Annotated in this window: 17 protein-coding genes, 1 tRNA gene, 1 other RNA gene and 1 other annotated feature; of the genes, 4 read left to right on the forward strand and 15 right to left on the reverse strand. The window is 42.2% G+C overall.

Going from position 1 to position 17,259, the window contains the following annotated elements:
• Window positions 1-287 precede the first annotated feature (287 nt).
• The 7 genes from ACNQGS_RS28080 to tadA all read right to left on the reverse strand — a co-directional run bounded on the left by ACNQGS_RS28080 (window position 288) and on the right by tadA (window position 4,698).
• Window positions 288-551: a pro-sigmaK processing inhibitor BofA family protein gene (locus tag ACNQGS_RS28080; RefSeq protein ID WP_213148381.1), complete on the reverse strand. Its 264-nt coding sequence runs from the start codon at window positions 549-551 to the stop codon at window positions 288-290.
• A gap of 108 nt (window positions 552-659) precedes the next feature.
• Window positions 660-878 (reverse strand): YaaL family protein, encoded by a 219-nt coding sequence (locus ACNQGS_RS28085; RefSeq protein ID WP_213148393.1) that lies wholly within the window; start codon window positions 876-878, stop codon window positions 660-662.
• A 55-nt stretch (window positions 879-933) separates the two neighbouring features.
• On the reverse strand, window positions 934-1,530 hold the full coding sequence (gene recR / locus ACNQGS_RS28090) for a recombination mediator RecR (RefSeq protein WP_213121203.1): 597 nt from the start codon (window positions 1,528-1,530) through the stop codon (window positions 934-936).
• 82 nt (window positions 1,531-1,612) lie between these two features.
• A complete protein-coding gene (locus ACNQGS_RS28095; RefSeq protein WP_213148382.1) occupies window positions 1,613-1,930 on the reverse strand; it encodes a YbaB/EbfC family nucleoid-associated protein in 318 nt (105 codons plus the stop codon).
• Between the two features lie 75 nt (window positions 1,931-2,005).
• Window positions 2,006-3,694 (reverse strand): DNA polymerase III subunit gamma/tau, encoded by a 1,689-nt coding sequence (gene dnaX / locus ACNQGS_RS28100; protein WP_491490255.1) that lies wholly within the window; start codon window positions 3,692-3,694, stop codon window positions 2,006-2,008.
• Window positions 3,695-3,832: 138 nt separating this feature from the next.
• Window positions 3,833-4,097: signal recognition particle sRNA large type (gene ffs / locus ACNQGS_RS28105), an RNA gene on the reverse strand.
• Window positions 4,098-4,188: 91 nt separating this feature from the next.
• On the reverse strand, window positions 4,189-4,698 hold the full coding sequence (gene tadA / locus ACNQGS_RS28110; protein WP_491490256.1) for a tRNA adenosine(34) deaminase TadA: 510 nt from the start codon (window positions 4,696-4,698) through the stop codon (window positions 4,189-4,191).
• A 118-nt stretch (window positions 4,699-4,816) separates the two neighbouring features.
• Between tadA and ACNQGS_RS28115 the strand changes: the two genes are divergently transcribed.
• From ACNQGS_RS28115 to ACNQGS_RS28125, 3 genes are all read left to right on the forward strand, one after another.
• Window positions 4,817-6,121 carry a glycosyl hydrolase family 18 protein gene (locus ACNQGS_RS28115; protein WP_491490257.1) on the forward strand — a complete coding sequence of 435 codons (1,305 nt, stop codon included), beginning with the start codon at window positions 4,817-4,819 and terminating at the stop codon, window positions 6,119-6,121.
• A gap of 260 nt (window positions 6,122-6,381) precedes the next feature.
• Window positions 6,382-7,029 carry a deoxynucleoside kinase gene (locus ACNQGS_RS28120; protein ID WP_491490258.1) on the forward strand — a complete coding sequence of 216 codons (648 nt, stop codon included), beginning with the start codon at window positions 6,382-6,384 and terminating at the stop codon, window positions 7,027-7,029.
• A gap of 10 nt (window positions 7,030-7,039) precedes the next feature.
• Complete coding sequence (locus ACNQGS_RS28125; RefSeq protein ID WP_213148387.1) at window positions 7,040-7,741, forward strand: deoxynucleoside kinase; 702 nt, start codon at window positions 7,040-7,042, stop codon at window positions 7,739-7,741.
• 42 nt (window positions 7,742-7,783) lie between these two features.
• Here ACNQGS_RS28125 and ACNQGS_RS28130 read toward each other — a convergent pair whose 3' ends face one another.
• The 8 genes from ACNQGS_RS28130 to guaB form a co-directional block, all read right to left on the reverse strand.
• Window positions 7,784-8,710, reverse strand: a complete 927-nt coding sequence (locus ACNQGS_RS28130; RefSeq protein WP_491490264.1) for an IS3 family transposase — start codon at window positions 8,708-8,710, stop codon at window positions 7,784-7,786.
• Complete coding sequence (locus tag ACNQGS_RS28135) at window positions 8,671-9,348, reverse strand: transposase (RefSeq protein ID WP_491490259.1); 678 nt, start codon at window positions 9,346-9,348, stop codon at window positions 8,671-8,673. Before ACNQGS_RS28135 ends, ACNQGS_RS28130 begins: the two co-directional genes overlap by 40 nt.
• 168 nt (window positions 9,349-9,516) lie before the next feature.
• Window positions 9,517-9,609 (reverse strand) — tRNA-Ser (locus ACNQGS_RS28140).
• Between the two features lie 99 nt (window positions 9,610-9,708).
• Window positions 9,709-10,986 carry a serine--tRNA ligase gene (serS, locus tag ACNQGS_RS28145; protein ID WP_491490260.1) on the reverse strand — a complete coding sequence of 426 codons (1,278 nt, stop codon included), beginning with the start codon at window positions 10,984-10,986 and terminating at the stop codon, window positions 9,709-9,711.
• Window positions 10,987-11,042: 56 nt separating this feature from the next.
• Window positions 11,043-11,264: a binding site (T-box leader), on the reverse strand.
• 56 nt (window positions 11,265-11,320) lie between these two features.
• Window positions 11,321-11,914, reverse strand: a complete 594-nt coding sequence (pdxT, locus tag ACNQGS_RS28150) for a pyridoxal 5'-phosphate synthase glutaminase subunit PdxT (RefSeq protein ID WP_491490261.1) — start codon at window positions 11,912-11,914, stop codon at window positions 11,321-11,323.
• A 152-nt stretch (window positions 11,915-12,066) separates the two neighbouring features.
• The gene (gene pdxS / locus ACNQGS_RS28155; RefSeq protein ID WP_213148390.1) at window positions 12,067-12,948 is read right to left on the reverse strand and encodes a pyridoxal 5'-phosphate synthase lyase subunit PdxS; all 882 of its coding nucleotides are present in this window, start codon (window positions 12,946-12,948) and stop codon (window positions 12,067-12,069) included.
• Between the two features lie 168 nt (window positions 12,949-13,116).
• Window positions 13,117-14,442 (reverse strand): D-alanyl-D-alanine carboxypeptidase family protein, encoded by a 1,326-nt coding sequence (locus tag ACNQGS_RS28160; protein ID WP_491490265.1) that lies wholly within the window; start codon window positions 14,440-14,442, stop codon window positions 13,117-13,119.
• 251 nt (window positions 14,443-14,693) lie between these two features.
• The gene (gene guaB / locus ACNQGS_RS28165; protein WP_491490262.1) at window positions 14,694-16,157 is read right to left on the reverse strand and encodes an IMP dehydrogenase; all 1,464 of its coding nucleotides are present in this window, start codon (window positions 16,155-16,157) and stop codon (window positions 14,694-14,696) included.
• A gap of 106 nt (window positions 16,158-16,263) precedes the next feature.
• Between guaB and ACNQGS_RS28170 the strand changes: the two genes are divergently transcribed.
• On the forward strand, window positions 16,264-17,211 hold the full coding sequence (locus ACNQGS_RS28170; RefSeq protein WP_491490263.1) for a YaaC family protein: 948 nt from the start codon (window positions 16,264-16,266) through the stop codon (window positions 17,209-17,211).
• Window positions 17,212-17,259: the final 48 nt, after the last annotated feature.

Raw genomic sequence — 17,259 nt, forward strand, 5'->3', positions numbered from 1 at the left:
CAATAAAGTTGAGTTGATTAGCTCAAAAATGTTACGTTGGCTTCGTTTCTAATGAAACGAATATTATTGTTTGTTGACGTTTTTGTTTGTTTAGTTTTCAAAGGTCAATTTCTTCGTCGCTTTAAAACGACTTTTTAAATATATCATTTCTTGTTGTTGAAGTCAACAACTTTTTTTATTTCTTGTCTGCCGTGTTAGCGGCGACTTTTAATATATTACAGGATAGTTTTATGTTGGTCAATACTTTTTTCAAAAAAAATAAACCGCTGCTAAAGAGCGGTTCTGTCTCAAAGAACCCATTGCTGAATCGCCACTAACGCACATAGGCCTGGAATTCCCAAAAAGCCTGATACAGCAGACGTGGCAAAATTTATCGGAACATGAATCCCGAACTGATTTCCTGCTGTATTGAGGAAAAACAAAAATAATGCTCCTATCAATATTTTTATAACAGCTTGGCCGACAAATCGGGCAGGCTTAAATGGCGCTCCGGTAAATAACAATAATACAATTAGTCCCCCTAAAACGGCAATCACAAACATTGGTTCCAAAAAGCGTCACCCTCCAATGGTCTCTTTATTAAAAAGCTATGTACAAGCCCATAAAAATAGAACATTAAAAAGACTCAAGCAATCAATTGCTTGAGCAGTTAAAAGTATTTATTTTGTTAATGTCACATTTCTATATTTAGCTTCTCTTAATAGAAGAATATATTTTGCTTCTGCGACTTTTGATTGGCAAATGACCTCTTCAGAGGGATCAAGACTTCTTTCCAAAAGGAGTTTTTCCTGCTGCCAATAATCTTTATATTTATTTAACTGGATTAAAAGCTTTTCATTATATTCCTTCCGAAGCTTTCCTTTGCGCCGAAAAAACATCGCCATCCCCCCGGCATTAAAGCATTTAAATTTAAATTTAACTTTAATTTTAATATTACAATTCTCTTCGCCCTTCTAATGCTTTTGATAAGGTAACCTCATCTGCATACTCAAGGTCCCCGCCTACCGGAAGTCCATGGGCAATCCTTGTTGTTTTAATACCCGACGGCTTCAGCAGCCGTGAGATATACATAGCTGTTGCTTCCCCTTCAATATTGGGATTGGTAGCTAAAATGACTTCCTGAATAGTTTCGTCCTGAAGCCGCTTTAGCAGTCCGGGAATATTAATATCCTCCGGGCCGATACCATCCATAGGAGAAATAGCCCCGTGCAAAACATGATACAATCCGTTGTAATCCTTCATTTTCTCCATCGCAATTACATCTTTTGGATCCTGCACTACACATATTATGCCCTTATTCCGGCGCTGATCTTCACATATGTAACATGGATCTTGATCGGTAATGTGACCACAGACAGAGCAGTATGTTAAATTCCGCTTGGCATTCACTAATGCTTTTGCAAAATCCAAGACGGTATCCTCTTTCATACTTAAGACAAAAAAAGCCAACCGTGCGGCTGTTTTTGGCCCAATGCCAGGAAGCTTCATAAAGCTATCAATCAGCTTCGAAATCGGTTCTGGATAATGCATAATTTATGTTCCTCTCTTTAGAAAAAGCTAAAAGCGCCCTTAGCAGCATGTGGCTGCTTAAGGCGCTTAACGCTTATTGTTTTTAAAATGGCAGGTTTAATCCTTTTGTAAATTGTCCCATAGTATTATTGGAAAGCTCATCAGCTTTTTTAAGTGCATCGTTTACGGCTGCTAGGACAAGGTCTTGAAGCATTTCCACATCATCAGGATCGACTGCTTCAGGTTTAATTTGAACATCTACAACCTCTTTATGGCCAGTTACCACGACGGTTACCATTCCGCCGCCGGCAGTTCCTTCAATTTTTTCCTCACCTAATTGTTCTTGTGCCTCTGCCATTTTCTTCTGCATTTTTTGCACTTGCTTCATCATATTTTGCATATTACCCATTCCACCACGCATCGATAAATCAACCTCCAATTAAATTTAGATTATATAATCACATTGATAGCTGTTTTTGGCGTTTCCGCCTAAATTTTAATCAATTATTTCAATAAATTCTTCGCCAAATAGCTTTTTGGCTTCAGCGATATGTGGCTCCTCTTCATGGGCAGGCCCGCTGATTTCCCCTTCTTCCCCATGCTGGGTGCTTAAGAAATTTTCACGGATGGTTAACCACTGCTCTTCAGGAACTCCTAAAAGCGTGAACCTTTTGCCAGTTAATTTGTTCAAGATAGTGCTTACTGCTTCCAGGAAATCGCCTCGGCTCATCGCCATTTGACAAATCATTTCATGCTTGAATTTTAAAACAAAAGCTGCTGCAGATGCTGCAACCGGCTCTGCTTCATTTAATAAGGCAGCATGTGATTTCATGAGACTCGATCGCATTTCGCCCCAATTACCCTTGATCAGATTCAAGTCATTTTTTGTGGCTTGCTTTAGCACTTCATTTATTTTACCAACAGCCGGCTGGAAGGCATTTCTAGAGGTTCTTTGTACCTGTTTTTGTGGCTGTGGCGCGGCATCTTGAGGTGCTGCGGCTACGCCGTTAGCTTTTAAGTGATGAAGTTCCGACTCAAGCTGCTCAATCCTCGTCAGTAGCTGCTGCAATTCCCCGGAACTTGTGGTCTCACTTTGGCTAGTTTCCATTTGGCAAAGCTTAACGATGGCTACCTCCAGGAAAATCCTTGGATGATTGGTCCAGCGCATTTCTTGCTGAGTCTTATTTAAGAAATCAATCAGCTGATAAATTTGCTCTGTTGGCGTTTCGTCTGCCATCAGGCGAAACTCATCATCCAGCATCACCCGCTCGAGAGATTCTTCAAGATTTGGTGCTGTTTTGTATAGCAGCATATCCCTGTAAAACAAGATCAAATCTTCGATAAAGCGCGCTGGGTCCTTTCCATGAAATAAAAGTTCCTGGAGCGCCTCCAGACCGCTTGCCACATCTTTATCCTGAAACGCCTTGGCCGTTTTATTTAAAAATGCCTGTGATGCAGAGCCTGTGACGGTCAACGCATCTTCAACTGTCACCCGGTCCTGACTGTAGGATATGGCTTGATCCAACAGACTTAATGCGTCACGCATTCCACCTTCAGCTGCTCTGGCTATCATTTGCAAGGCCCGCTCATCGCAGTCAACGCCAGTTTCCTCGACAATCAGCTTCATCCGATTAACAATAGACCCTGCGGTAATCCGTCTGAAATCAAAACGCTGGCATCTTGAAATAATCGTCAGTGGAATTTTATGCGGTTCTGTCGTGGCTAAAATAAAGATGACATGCTTCGGCGGTTCCTCCAGCGTTTTAAGTAAAGCGTTAAAAGCGCTAATGGAGAGCATATGCACTTCGTCGATGATATAGACCTTATAGTTTACTGCCGTGGGGGCAAATTTGACCTTATCAAGAACATCACGCATCTCCTCCACCCGCGAGTTAGAGGCAGCATCAAACTCCAGGACATCCGGAATCGTTCCATTCGTGATCCCGAGGCAGGCCGCACATTCATTGCACGGTTCAGCAACAGGAGCATGCTCACAATTAATCGCCTTTGCTAATATTTTAGCCGCACTCGTCTTTCCTGTTCCTCTTGGACCGGAAAATAGGTATGCATGAGAGATTTTTTGCTGAAGCAGGGCGTTTTGCAATGTCTGCGTGACATGTTCCTGTCCCACTACGTCAAAAAATTTCTGCGGACGCCAAACCCGATATAAAGCTTGATATGACACTCGACATCGCCCCCTTCAAATTAGTCTAATATATTATAACGTATTCAAATTCCTTTTTACAAAAGTAATCCTAAGAGTTCACAAAAAAACTCATCCCAGAATCTGAGATGAGTTTTATTATGGCATATGTAATAACTGCCGCGCACCTTCCGTCGACTGACGCCCATAAGCGTTACTTAAGCAGTTAGCTCGGCCCAGGCACCCCTGCGGCACATGAGAGCGTCCACTTAATGCTGCTTCCTTCCGGACCTGACATAGTTCATGGATTCCCATTGCGCAGGACCCAGGCGTCAACACCACTTACTTAAGGCAGACCCTACAGGCCATCAGCCTCGGGAAGGGATTCCGTCCCGCTAGAGCGGATTGCGGGTACAGGGCACCGCTACCTCCCCACCTAGCGCGGCAAAGTTGATACCAATTATTAGTGCGTCGTATCTGACGCCTTTTTAGTATACAAACAATCTAGCAAAAAAGCAATCGATATTAACTGTAAATTACTGTAAGTTCATTTCTGATGCGTGCCGCTTCAACTTTTTCTCCTGCTTCTTGCGATCTCTTATTTTTTGAAAAAAGGATGAAAGCATGCTGCCGCACTCTTCTGCTAAGACGCCTTTAACAACCTCGCATTGGTGGTTAAAGCGTGAATCCTGTAAAAGATTCATTAGCGTTCCGGCACACCCGCCCTTTGGATCGCTCGCCCCGTATACCACGCGTTTGATCCTCGATAAGATAATAGCCCCTGAACACATCGGGCAAGGCTCCAACGTGACATAAAGAGTAGTATCCTCTAACCGCCATGAGCCTGTTTCCCGGCAGGCCTGGTCAATGGCCAGCAGCTCGGCGTGGGCCGTCGCATTCTGCTCGCTTTCTCTTAGATTGTGGGCCCGAGCAATAATTTTACCAGCATGGACAAGAACAGCCCCAATCGGCACCTCATCCAGCTTCTCTGCCTTCCTTGCTTCTGCTATGGCTTCCAGCATAAATTTCTCATCTTGGTTAGTCATCTTAATAAACCGCCTTCTAAACTAATTCCGTTTATAGGAAAATTATTAACATTATAACATGTATTAAGTCCCGCCCTCATAGAATAGTTGTAGCGCAAATGTGCAGGGAGGGATTGAGATGCAGATTCATGTGGTTAAAAGAAATGAATCGCTGACAACCATTGCAAGAGCTTACCATACAACCACCCAGGATATTATAGAGGCAAATGATTTGCCAAATCCTAATCAGCTGGTTATCGGACAATCACTTGTCATTCCGATTATCGGCCGTTTTCATTTCGTTCAGTCGGGTGAATCATTATTTACAATAGCCCGCGATTACGGCACTACCGCCCAGGAACTTGCCAATGTGAACCGCATTCCCGTTAACCAGCCGCTCAATGTCGGTCTAAGGCTTTATATTCCTCAAGGGAAAAAAAGAAATGCAGAATTCAATGCTTACGTGGAACCACGCGGGACATCTGTTGCCCCTAATTTGGAAGCAAGTGCCCGCGAGGCAGCGCCCTATATTACCTATTTAGCCCCATTCAGCTTTCAGGCCCGGCGTGACGGCACGCTAAAGGAGCCGCTCTTAAATAACTTTCCGGCGATTGCAAACGCCAACCGCAATGTCTTAATGATGGTCATCAATAACCAGGAAAATGACCAGTTCAGCGATGAGCTAGGGCGGATTCTTCTTAATGACATCGCAATTCAAGATAGATTTATCAATAACATTGTCACCACCGCAAAAAAATACGGCTTCCGTGATATCCATTTTGATTTTGAATTCTTGCGCCCTGCTGACCGCGAGGCTTATAACCGCTTTTTAAGAAAGGCAAAGCAGCGCTTTTCACGTGAAGGATGGCTCATGTCCACTGCCCTTGCGCCAAAAACAAGTGCAACCCAGCAAGGAAAATGGTATGAAGGACATGATTATAAGGCCCACGGTCAAATATCCGACTTTGTTGTCATCATGACCTATGAATGGGGCTACAGCGGCGGTCCGGCCATGGCAGTCTCGCCAATTGACCAGGTAAAAAAAGTGTTGGATTATGCGGTGACAGATATACCATCTAACAAAATCCTCATGGGGCAAAATCTCTATGGTTATGATTGGACCCTGCCTTTCGTTCAAGGTACCGTGGCAAAGGCTGTCAGCCCGCAGCAAGCCATCCAGCTTGCTGCCCAACACAATGTCCCAATTGAATACGACACAAAAGCGCAAGCACCGCATTTTAGATATAGGGATGCGGCCGGCAAAGAGCATGAAGTCTGGTTTGAAGACGCACGCTCCATCCAGGCAAAATTTGATTTGATCAAACAGATGAATATAAGAGGAATGAGCTATTGGAAACTAGGTCTCGCCTTCCCGCAAAACTGGCTGTTAATCATTGATAATTTCAACGTAATAAAAAGAGGAACACGAGTATTCTCCACCTGATAACTGCCGGTCTCCGGCGGTTTTTTCTTTCTTATATACTTGTAAAAGCTTCCTCAAAAATTCCATATCCCTTCCTGTGCCGATTGTGATAAAATGATGTTTGTGTCGAATTAAAGCATAATTGCTCGAATAAGTGACAAGGTGCTTGTCGCTTTTTGGCGACTTTGCAGGACAATTATTAAAAATTGCATATATATATGAACCAGACGAATCTGGAAAAGATAGAACCTGCAGGCAATTGGAGAAGGAGGAGCAGCCAAATGGGGGGTACACCCTTTATTACCGTTGAGGGCCCGATAGGTGTTGGAAAGACATCTCTCGCCAAAGCCATCTCTCGGCATTTTGAGTTTGAATTATTAAAAGAGATTGTCGATGAAAATCCATTCTTAGGGAAATTTTATGAAAACATAGAGGAATGGAGTTTCCAGACAGAAATGTTTTTCCTCTGCAATCGCTTTAAACAGCTTGGAGATATTAATTCCCATTATTTAAGCAAAAATAAATCTGTAGTGGCTGACTATCATATATTTAAAAATTTAATTTTTGCTACTCGGACATTGAGTCCTGACGAATACAAAAAATATTATAAGATTTATCAAATTTTGACAGAGGATATGCCAAAACCGAATGTCATCATATATTTGCACGCAAGTCTCGATACCTTATTAAAGCGAATAAAAATCCGTGGGCGCGAGGTCGAGAAAAACATCAGCCCGCTTTATTTAGAGCAGCTTTCCATAGATTATGAAAACACAATGGCTATTTTTGAAAAGGAGCATCCGGAAATACCAGTTCTCCGTTTCAGTGGTGATGAGCTGGATTTTGTGAAAAGCGAGCAGGATCTAGACTATATCATTGAAAAACTTGGAGTATCATTGAAAGCAAACAGCTGGACAAACACTATATAGAAACAGGGGGATGTTCGTGAGCATCGTTATTGGAGGCATGATCGGTCTTGGCAAAACGAGTGTGGCTGACACTTTAAAAGCACACTTTCAGAATAATGGCATTGACAGCAAAGTTTTTTATGAAGCGGTGGATGACAACCCGATTCTCCCGCTTTACTATGAATTAACACAGGAAGAATTGGATGCAAGGAGAATTCCCTTCCTATTGCAATTATTTTTCTTAAATAAACGGTTTAAAACAGTCAAGGATTGCATCAATTGGACAAACCCGATTTATACCATTCAGGACCGTTCTATTTATGAAGATTGGTACTTCGCCTATGTCAATAAAAATTTAGGCAGGATTTCCAGCCTCGAATTTAAAATCTATGAAGAGTTAGTCGACAATATGCTGGAGGAGTTAAAAGAACTTCCCAAAAAAGCTCCTGATTTGATGGTTTATTTAAAAGGATCGTTTGATACGGTGATTGATCGGATTATGGCCCGCGGCCGCAGCTTTGAAATTAACCCGGAACTGAAGGAATATTATTTCGAGGTTTGGAAGGGCTATGATGAATGGGTCATGGAGCGCTATAATGCCAGTGAGGTTTTGGTCATTGATATGGACACAACCGATGTGGTGAATAGTGAAGCAGACGCCAAACGAGTATGCCAAGAAGTAGAAGACAAACTTAAGGAAATTTTATATATAACAAAAGCACATATTGGGTAATTGAACTGAACCCCGTCAAGTAGACAGTATAAAAAAATAAAATTAGGCAATGGCCTTAGTTCGATATTCCATTGGGCTAAGGCCATTAAATTTGGCTTGTAACCGGTCTTGATTATAAAACTGAATGTAGTCTTTTATATCCTTTTGAAGTTCCTCAAAGGATTGATATCGGTGAAGATAATATCTTTCTACCTTCAAAGTCCCCCAGAATGATTCCATGCATCCATTATCAATACATTTTCCTACTCTAGACATACTGTGGATTAGATGATTTTCTTCAACTACTTTCTTAAATCCGTTTGATGTATATTGAAAGCCACGGTCACTGTGAATTAAAAGTTTCTCATCATTTAAAGGATTCTTTGTTAAAGCATCATTAATCGTCTTAAAGACTAGCTTATTATCATTTCGATGTCCGAATACGAAGGATACGATAGAATTGTCGTACAGGTCTAAAACAGCGCTTAAATAAGCTTTTTGCCCATTCTCATATTTCAATTCGGTTATATCAGTTACCCATTTTTCGTTTGGATGTGCTGCTGTAAATTCTCGATTCAAGATATTCTCTTTTACATTATTATCAGAAGGCCGATGATCCCATTTCTTTTTCCGTCGTATCTTTGATTGTAGCCCAACTAATTGCATTAAACGACGAATTCGTTTTACATTATAATGTTTATTCATTTTCCGGTTGAGATTCATCGTAATACGTCTATAGCCGTAAATCCCATCCACCTTGTCATAAATTGCTTTAATTTCTTTAAGTAATTCACGATTTTCACGTTCCTGATCCGTTTCTTTTCGATTGAGCCATTTATAGTATGAAGATCGGTTTGTATGGCTTAAAGCACAAAGAAGTTGAATAGGGTAATTCATTTTTTCATTTAATTCACGTATTGCACAATAAGCGACTTCATTCCGAACCTTACTTAGTACCGCCTTCTTTCGATTTCTTCCAACTTTTTTAATAAAGCATTTTCAGCTTCTAATCGATAATTCTTCGCTTCTAATTCCTTTATCTTTATCCTCAATTTATCTTGTTCTGACAGTTCTTCTTCAGGTTTCTTTCTTCCCCGGCCGTCCCGTAGGGACTCTGGTCCACCTGCTTCATACCTTTTTGTCCAACTGTATATTTGTTGGTAGCTAATTTGATATTTGTCCATGACAGCTGAATAATCATGACCATTCTTGATACAAAAATGAACGGCTTCAACTTTCTCCTCAAAAGTTAATTTTCTGGATTGACTCATAAGGGATTTCCTCCGATGCGTTTGTCTCGTCTCCTTATGATTATTATAGTTCTTTATCCAGACTCTGAGTGCGCCACGGCTTACTTTATGCCTTCTACATATTTCCAAAACGGAATAATTCCCTGATAAATAATCTTGAATTGCACTTAATCTTAATTCGTCTGAGTACTCCTTCCATTCATGTGATTCCTCCAAACCACCAATTCCATATAATTCATATTTGTCCTTCCAACTACGAAGTGTGTAAGAGGAAATCTTATATTCCTTTGTTAACTTACTAAGGGTCATTTCCCCCTCCAGGTATTTCATTAATATTTGGTACTTTTCCTCCGAAGAGTATTTACTTCTTTTTGACATAAAAAATCCCCCTAAAGTAACGACAGATTTTTGTTTTTTCATCTGTCTACTTTAGGGGGAGCATATCAAATCCCTGGTATGTGCTTTTTTCTTAAAAAATAAAAAATCCGTTACAAAGGATTGTAACGAATTTTTATCTCCAGTTTTTATGCGCGTTTTTACATGTGATGGCGGAGGAAGAGGGATTCGAACCCCCGCGCGGTTTAACCCGCCTGTCGGTTTTCAAGACCGATCCCTTCAGCCGGACTTGGGTATTCCTCCGTGACAACAGAAGTTAATTTATCATATATTTAACCCTGTGTCAACATTATTAATATGCCATTAAAAAAAGGCGCTATTCAACTTGATTATACATTTTTATTACGGCTTTATGACGTCGCGGCCACCCATATATGGACGCAGCACGGCTGGAATTACGACACTGCCGTCATCCTGCTGGTAGTTTTCCAGAATAGCTGCAACCGTACGGCCAATCGCGAGGCCAGAGCCATTAAGTGTATGCACATGCTCCGGTTTTGCCTTAGGGTCGCGGCGGAAGCGGATGTTAGCCCGTCTTGCCTGGAACGCCTCAAAATTACTGCAAGAAGAAATTTCACGGTAAGTTCCATAGCTCGGGATCCACACTTCAATGTCGTACTTTTTTGCTGCTGTAAAGCCAAGGTCTCCCGTACACATGCTTAACACACGGTATGGCAATTCCAGTAATTGAAGAACCTTTTCGGCATCAGCGGTCAGTTTCTCCAGCTCTTGATAAGAGTCCTCAGGCTTTACAAACTTCACAAGTTCAACCTTATTGAATTGATGCTGGCGAATTAATCCCCTTGTGTCACGCCCTGCAGAACCAGCTTCAGAACGGAAGCAAGCGCTGTAGGCTGCAAAGCGGATTGGCAGCTCTTCGCCGCTTAAAATTTCATCGCGGTAATAATTAGTAACCGGTACCTCCGCAGTCGGTATTAGGAAGTAGTCCTCGCTTTCAATTAAAAAGGCATCCTCTTCAAACTTTGGCAGCTGGCCTGTTCCAGTCATGCTGGTACGATTCACCATATATGGAGGCAGTATTTCTGTGTAACCATGCTCATCGACATGGAGGTCAAGCATGAAGCTTATTAACGCGCGCTCAAGGCGGGCACCAAGACCTTTATAAAAAACAAAGCGGCTGCCGGTCACCTTTCCTGCTCGTTCAAAATCAAGAATTCCTAAATGGTCAGCTACATCCCAATGTGGTTTCGCCTCAAAGCTAAACTCGCGGACCTGGCCCCATTTGCGGATTTCTACGTTATCATCTTCTGTCTCGCCAATAGGCACAGTTTCATGGGGAATATTTGGAATGCTAAGCAATAATAGCTCTAATGTCTCCTCAACGCCTCTTAGCTCATCGTCGAGTTCCTTGATGCGGTCGCCAACCTCACGCATTTCCTTGATAAGGTGATCGGCATCCTGCTTCTCGCGTTTTAATACAGCAACCTGCTGAGAAACCTCATTCCGCTTGGATTTCAGTTTTTCCGCTTCGACAATTAATTCGCGTCGTTTAACGTCTAAATCCTCAAATCGGCCTAAATCTGTTAAATCTTCACCGCGATGCTGCAGCTTTTCTTTAACTTCGGCAAAATTGGCTCTTAAATACTTCAAATCCAACATGCTTAAACACTCCTTTATTATTTATCCGAGGGCAAACAAAAAACTCCCGCCCCTAAAACAGGGACGAGAGTTACCCGCGATACCACCCTGGTTGACAGATGAATCTGTCCACCTTAAAAATGTAACGGTTTTTCACCGAGAGTCCTTACTAACCTCGTGATGAGGTGTTCCGCACTCTACTCGAGGAGGGATTCACAAGTCTTATTCACCGGTTCACACCAGCCACCGGCTCTCTTTAGAATAAACCTCTTGCTACTAGTTCCTCTCATTGCTTTTGCATATTTCTAATTTGTATAACTTAGAGTACTATATTTATTTGCCAAAAGCAACCAATCTATACAGGCTGTTTTTGATTTTTTGCTTCTTTTACCATCTCAACAAAGTAAGCTGTAAGACGATGGTCATCCGTTAGTTCTGGATGAAACGAACAGCCTAAAAATTGCCCTTCACGCGCTAAAACAATGCGGCCATCATGCTTCGAAAGAATCTCGACATTTTCGCCTGCCTCTACGATATGCGGGGCCCGGATAAAGACTGCAGGGAAGTCACCCGCGACATCTTTCACCGCGAGGTCGGCCTCGAAGCTATCCACCTGGCGTCCGAAGGAGTTGCGTTCAACCGTAACGTCCATCACACCTAGGTGAGGCTCACTGTATCCGACGAGGTTTTTTGCCAAAAGAATAAGGCCTGCACAGGTACCGAACATTGGTTTTCCTTCCTGGGCAAATTCCTTTAAGGAATCCATAAAATCATATTTATCGATTAGCCGGCGCATTGTCGTGCTTTCTCCACCAGGGAGAATAAGGCCATCAACATCCTTTAATTCTTCTTTGTGTTTAATGGCAACGGCTTCGACACCACAAGCTTTTAATGATTGAATATGCTCACGAACTGCTCCTTGTAATGCGAGAACGCCTACTTTAATCATAGTATTACCCCTTTTACCTAGATTACTGTCTAGCTCCAGCGCCTAGGGGCTCGCAGGTCTACAGCCAATCCGTCAAGAAGGCTAAAAGGCAGCCTTCTCGCCAGCTCGTCTTATGCCTGTCGCCCCTGGTCAAGGCGCTTCCGCTTTTCGATTTACCAGCCTCTTTCCTGCATGCGAGCTTCAGGGGCTAATGAAGAAATTTCGATACCCTTCATTGGAGTTCCAAGATCCTTTGAAAGTTCAGCAATCAATTTATAGTCTTGGTAATGAGTTGTTGCTTCAACAATCGCTCTTGCAAATTTCGCAGGGTTTTCTGATTTAAAGATACCAGAGCCAACGAATACACCGTCTGAACCTAATTGCATCATTAACGCTGCATCAGCAGGTGTTGCAACACCACCAGCAGCAAAGTTAACAACCGGAAGGCGGCCATTGCGCTTAATTTCAAGCAATAATTCAAATGGTGCACCTAATAGCTTTGCTTCTGTCATAAGCTCATCTTCGTTCATGCTTACAACCTTGCGAATCTGTGCGTTAACCTTGCGGATATGGCGGACAGCTTCTACGATGTTGCCAGTTCCCGGTTCGCCTTTTGTACGAAGCATAGATGCGCCTTCGCCAATACGTCGGGCAGCCTCGCCCAAGTCACGGCAGCCGCATACAAATGGAACAGTAAAGTCACTCTTTAATAAGTGAAACTCTTCATCAGCGGGTGTTAATACTTCACTTTCATCGATATAGTCTACACCAAGTGCTTCAAGTACACGTGCTTCCACAATGTGGCCGATACGAGCCTTAGCCATAACAGGGATTGAAACAGCGTTAAGAACCTCTTCGACAATTCGAGGATCTGCCATTCTAGCAACGCCGCCAGCTGCACGAATATCAGAAGGTACGCGCTCTAGCGCCATTACCGCTACTGCGCCTGCTTCCTCAGCAATTTTTGCCTGTTCTGCGTTAACAACGTCCATGATGACGCCGCCTTTTTGCATTTCTGCCATCCCACGTTTTACCCGATCCGTACCTGTTTTCATTTGTAAATCCCCCTTGTTTTTCCACGTTAAAAACGTTGATTATTTAGAAAATTCCTATTAATTCGATTTGAATTATTTATTCCATAAAATCATTAAAGCAACAAAAAAGGATTCCTGTCAAGACAAGAATCCTTTCCAACATTTTACTTATAGGTTCTTTAGCGCTAATTAGAGCCAGCCTTTAACAGTGGAGGAGATGCCTCCCCAGACATCACCGAAAAATCCTCCGATGCCCCGCATCATTAGGACAAACCAATTTGCTTTCTCAACATCTTGGGCTGCAATGACATCTACTTGTAATTTGCCTTTGCCTTCCTCAGTTAAAAAGTTGACCTTATCGCTGTTTTTAGGCTCTATTGTTAAATAGCCGACCTTATCACCTTTTTTGATCGGTGCTGTTAGTTCACCTTTTTTGTTAATTTTATTTTTATCTAACACCAGTACCGGTTTATAATTTTCCTTTTCGCCATTTTCAATGACCATATTGATGGCTGACTTTGTATAAACTTTTACCTGGTCATTCTTCCCCTTAATAACAGGTATCGTTTTATGGCCCTTTACCTGATAATGCTTAGGTACAATAGTTTCTTTTGTTGTATTGGCAAATGCATAGTCAAACATTTTCTTAGTCTCATCGAAGCGAGCCTTATAGTCCCCTTTGCCGCTCGCATCTTTAGCATTTTGCACAACTGTGATAAACCGTTTGCCATCACGGCTGGCAGTACCGGTAAAACAGTAGCCGGCAAAATCGGTGGTACCCGTCTTAAGTCCGTCGACACCTTTATATCCATAATCCAAAGAAGGAAGCATCCAGTTCCAGTTGATCATATTAATTGCGTCAGAAGTGCCTTCACGAAATGTTTTCTTCGGTATGCTTGCCGTCTTTAACACTTCGGGATATTCATTGACTAGGTGGAAGGCAAGACTCGCTACCGCTCTTGGAGACATGACGTTTTCGTCTGTTTCACCGCTGCCTTCCGGATGCATGCCACGATATTCGGCATTATTTAAACCTGATGAGTTTACAAATTTATAATCCTTTAAGCCTAACTTTTTGGCTTTTTCATTCATCATTTTCACAAAATTGGTTTCAGACCCGGCAATTGTTTCGGCAATAGCAATCGTTGCTGCATTGGCAGAATAAATGACCATCGCTTCATACAACTCGCGGATTTTATATGTGCCGTCTTGGCGCAATGGAACATTCGACAATGCGCGGTCTTGGGAAATTTTATAAACAAGATCACTGACGTTATATTCCTGATCCCATTTCACTTTTCCATGTTTAATGGCATCTAGTAAAAGATATTCAGTCATCATTTTTGTCATGCTGGCAATCCCCATGACAGTATCAGCATTTTTTTCGTATAACACTTTGCCTGATTCTGCATCTACTAATATGGCACCGTCCGCGTTGATGTTTAACGCTGCGGCTGCTTCCGCTTTATCTTGGCCCATGCCGGCAAAAAGGCTGAAGAACAAAATAACGGCCATTGCACTGGCAAGATACTTTTTAAAAACATGTTTATTCACATTAACGCCCTCCATGATTTTTTACACTTTGGTTATTTTAACATAACTGCTTTATAAATCATAGAGAGAGCATCGAAGCATTCTTTTGCCAATTTTGATAGACTGCTAGAAATAGATAGGGCTTTTTTCATACGTAGTAGTAGTTGATTTCCGCTCCAATCAACTAAGTAAAAAAATAAGAGCAGACTAAAAATCTGCTCTTACGTGGTTATTTACATTGAGTAGTTTGGTGCCTCTTTGGTGATTTGAACATCGTGCGGATGGCTTTCTCGTAAGCCGGCACCGGTCATTTTAACGAATTGCGCGTTCATTCGTAATTCTTCTAGGTTTTTCGTGCCACAGTAGCCCATACCTGCACGTAAGCCGCCGACTAATTGATAGATGGTATCTGCCAATGGTCCTTTGTACGGAAGGCGTCCTTCGATGCCTTCTGGGACAAACTTTTTATTGTCCTCTTGGAAATAACGGTCTTTAGACCCCTTTTCCATTGCTGCTACTGAACCCATGCCGCGGTATACCTTAAAGCGGCGTCCTTGGAAAATTTCTGTTTCTCCAGGGCTTTCTGTTACCCCTGCAAGCATGCTTCCCAGCATCACGGCATGTCCTCCTGCTGCCAAAGCTTTGACGATATCACCAGAGTATTTAATACCACCGTCTGCAATAATCGTTTTCCCGTGTTTCATGGCTTCACCAGCACAGTCATAAACAGCTGTTATTTGCGGTACTCCGACACCAGCTACAACGCGTGTCGTACAAATCGAACCTGGTCCAATTCCAACCTTAACGACATCTACTCCGGCTTCGATTAAGGCCCTGGTTCCCTCTGCAGTGGCTACGTTTCCGGCGATAATCGCAAGGTTAGGGTAGGCAGCTCTAATTTGCCTTACAGTGTCTAGCACACCCTTGGAATGCCCGTGTGCCGTATCGACTACGATTACATCAACATTAGCCTTCACCAGCTTGTCGATCCGTTTCATCGTATCGCTTGTCACCCCAACTGCAGCTCCTGCCAACAGACGGCCTTGGCTGTCCTTTGCGGAATTAGGGAACTCAATCACTTTTTCAATGTCCTTAATTGTGATTAAACCTTTTAACACTCCATGGTCATCCACAAGAGGCAGCTTTTCAATTTTATGCTTTTGAAGAATTTGTTCAGCTTCCTTCAAGGTTGTCCCAACTGAAGCAGTAATTAAATTTTCCTTTGTCATGACATCAGAGATCTTGAAAGAGTAATCCTGAATAAAACGAAGGTCCCTGTTGGTGATAATGCCAACCAGACGCTGTTCCTCCATGTTGTTAACGATTGGAACACCTGAAATACGATATTTCCCCATTAGATGCTCTGCATCAAATACTTGGTGTTCAGGAGTCAGGAAAAACGGATCAGTGATAACGCCGCTTTCTGAACGCTTAACCTTTTCAACCTGTTCAGCCTGCTGTTCGATGGTCATATTCTTATGAATAATTCCAAGGCCGCCTTGGCGGGCCATAGCAATTGCCATTTCGGACTCCGTGACTGTGTCCATACCTGCACTTATAACTGGAATATTGAGCTTTACCGCAGGTGTTAACTCCACCTGCAAACTCACGTCGCGTGGCAGCACCTCTGATTTGCCAGGAATCAATAATACATCATCAAACGTTAATCCTTCTTTTGCGAACTTACTTTCCCACATATTAACAGCCTCCAGGTCAAAAAATATTATTTGTAGGTTATCAATTGGACAAAATACTGTCAAGGAAGAAATATTAGTAAGATTTTTCTGAAAAAGGTGATCTGCTTTGAATACGCCATTTAAAGGCTGGAAAAGCTACTCATGCTTTTTTTCAGCTGAATACTGTCAGCACTATTTGAAAAATAGCTATCTTAAGCGGAATATTGAGAATCCTGAACAAAAGAGCTATGAAAATGGATATGCCTTTTTATATTATCTCGAACATGGACAAATCTATTATGAACAGGCAGAAAAAGCCCCGCTGGTTATTAAACCTATATTGCTTTTCTATGGGCTTGTCCATTTAATAAAAGCCTGCATCTTAACCGTAGATCCATCCTATCCGGAAACAACAGCGGTATTGGCACACGGTGTTTCCACCAGAAAAAGAAAAAAGCAAAATTATTTATTTTTTCAAGACGAAGTGAAGTTACAAAAAAATGGACTTTTTCCATTTATGTCAGAAAAATTGTTTCACATGAAACAGCTTGAAGGGGAAAAAGTCCTAATGGAGGAATTACTACAGCTTATACCTGAACTCGATGAATTATTCTTCATACTTATGAAGAAAAACAGCTTTGAAAAACTACATAGCAACGGCAGCCAGCTCCATATTCCCGAGAAAATACTGGATACCTATCATATGACCGAGAGTCGATTTAAAGAGTTTCTTGCCTCGAAATTTGCTAACGGGGTGGAATTCTCTGCTGATGAAGGAATCCATTTAATTTTGAATAACAATCCGGTATCAGCCATTTCCCCTTTAAAATTCCATATGGAAGAAGGGTGCTGGACACTTCCAATAAACAAAGGGAAGCTTTTCAACTTCCCGGAACTGCTGATCCACTATTTATTGTTATACAACTTAAGCATGATCGCCCGTTATGAAACAGAATGGTGGAGCGAACTAACCAAAATGATGCCCAACCACGACTACCCCTTCATCAAAACCTTTTTACACATCACACTAAAAAAAGGGCCCTTTCTAGTCTATGACTACTTGATGGGAAAGTGAGGCACGGGGACGGTTCTCATGCATCACTCACGCTTCACTTTCTAAGCA

The sequence above is a fragment of the Neobacillus sp. PVCKKU3 genome (assembly GCF_058323225.1).

Coding starts and splice junctions, on each gene's coding strand:
- recR (WP_213121203.1), bottom strand. CDS start 1,530: ATGCATTATCCAGAACCGATTTCGAAGCTGATTGATAGCTTTATGAAG.
- ACNQGS_RS28085 (WP_213148393.1), bottom strand. CDS start 878: ATGTTTTTTCGGCGCAAAGGAAAGCTTCGGAAGGAATATAATGAAAAG.
- ACNQGS_RS28120 (WP_491490258.1), top strand. CDS start 6,382: ATGGGGGGTACACCCTTTATTACCGTTGAGGGCCCGATAGGTGTTGGA.
- serS (WP_491490260.1), bottom strand. CDS start 10,986: ATGTTGGATTTGAAGTATTTAAGAGCCAATTTTGCCGAAGTTAAAGAA.
- ACNQGS_RS28125 (WP_213148387.1), top strand. CDS start 7,040: ATGTTCGTGAGCATCGTTATTGGAGGCATGATCGGTCTTGGCAAAACG.
- ACNQGS_RS28135 (WP_491490259.1), bottom strand. CDS start 9,348: ATGTCAAAAAGAAGTAAATACTCTTCGGAGGAAAAGTACCAAATATTA.
- ACNQGS_RS28115 (WP_491490257.1), top strand. CDS start 4,817: ATGCAGATTCATGTGGTTAAAAGAAATGAATCGCTGACAACCATTGCA.
- pdxS (WP_213148390.1), bottom strand. CDS start 12,948: ATGAAAACAGGTACGGATCGGGTAAAACGTGGGATGGCAGAAATGCAA.
- ACNQGS_RS28160 (WP_491490265.1), bottom strand. CDS start 14,442: ATGGCCGTTATTTTGTTCTTCAGCCTTTTTGCCGGCATGGGCCAAGAT.
- tadA (WP_491490256.1), bottom strand. CDS start 4,698: ATGACTAACCAAGATGAGAAATTTATGCTGGAAGCCATAGCAGAAGCA.
- ACNQGS_RS28095 (WP_213148382.1), bottom strand. CDS start 1,930: ATGCGTGGTGGAATGGGTAATATGCAAAATATGATGAAGCAAGTGCAA.
- pdxT (WP_491490261.1), bottom strand. CDS start 11,914: ATGATTAAAGTAGGCGTTCTCGCATTACAAGGAGCAGTTCGTGAGCAT.
- guaB (WP_491490262.1), bottom strand. CDS start 16,157: ATGTGGGAAAGTAAGTTCGCAAAAGAAGGATTAACGTTTGATGATGTA.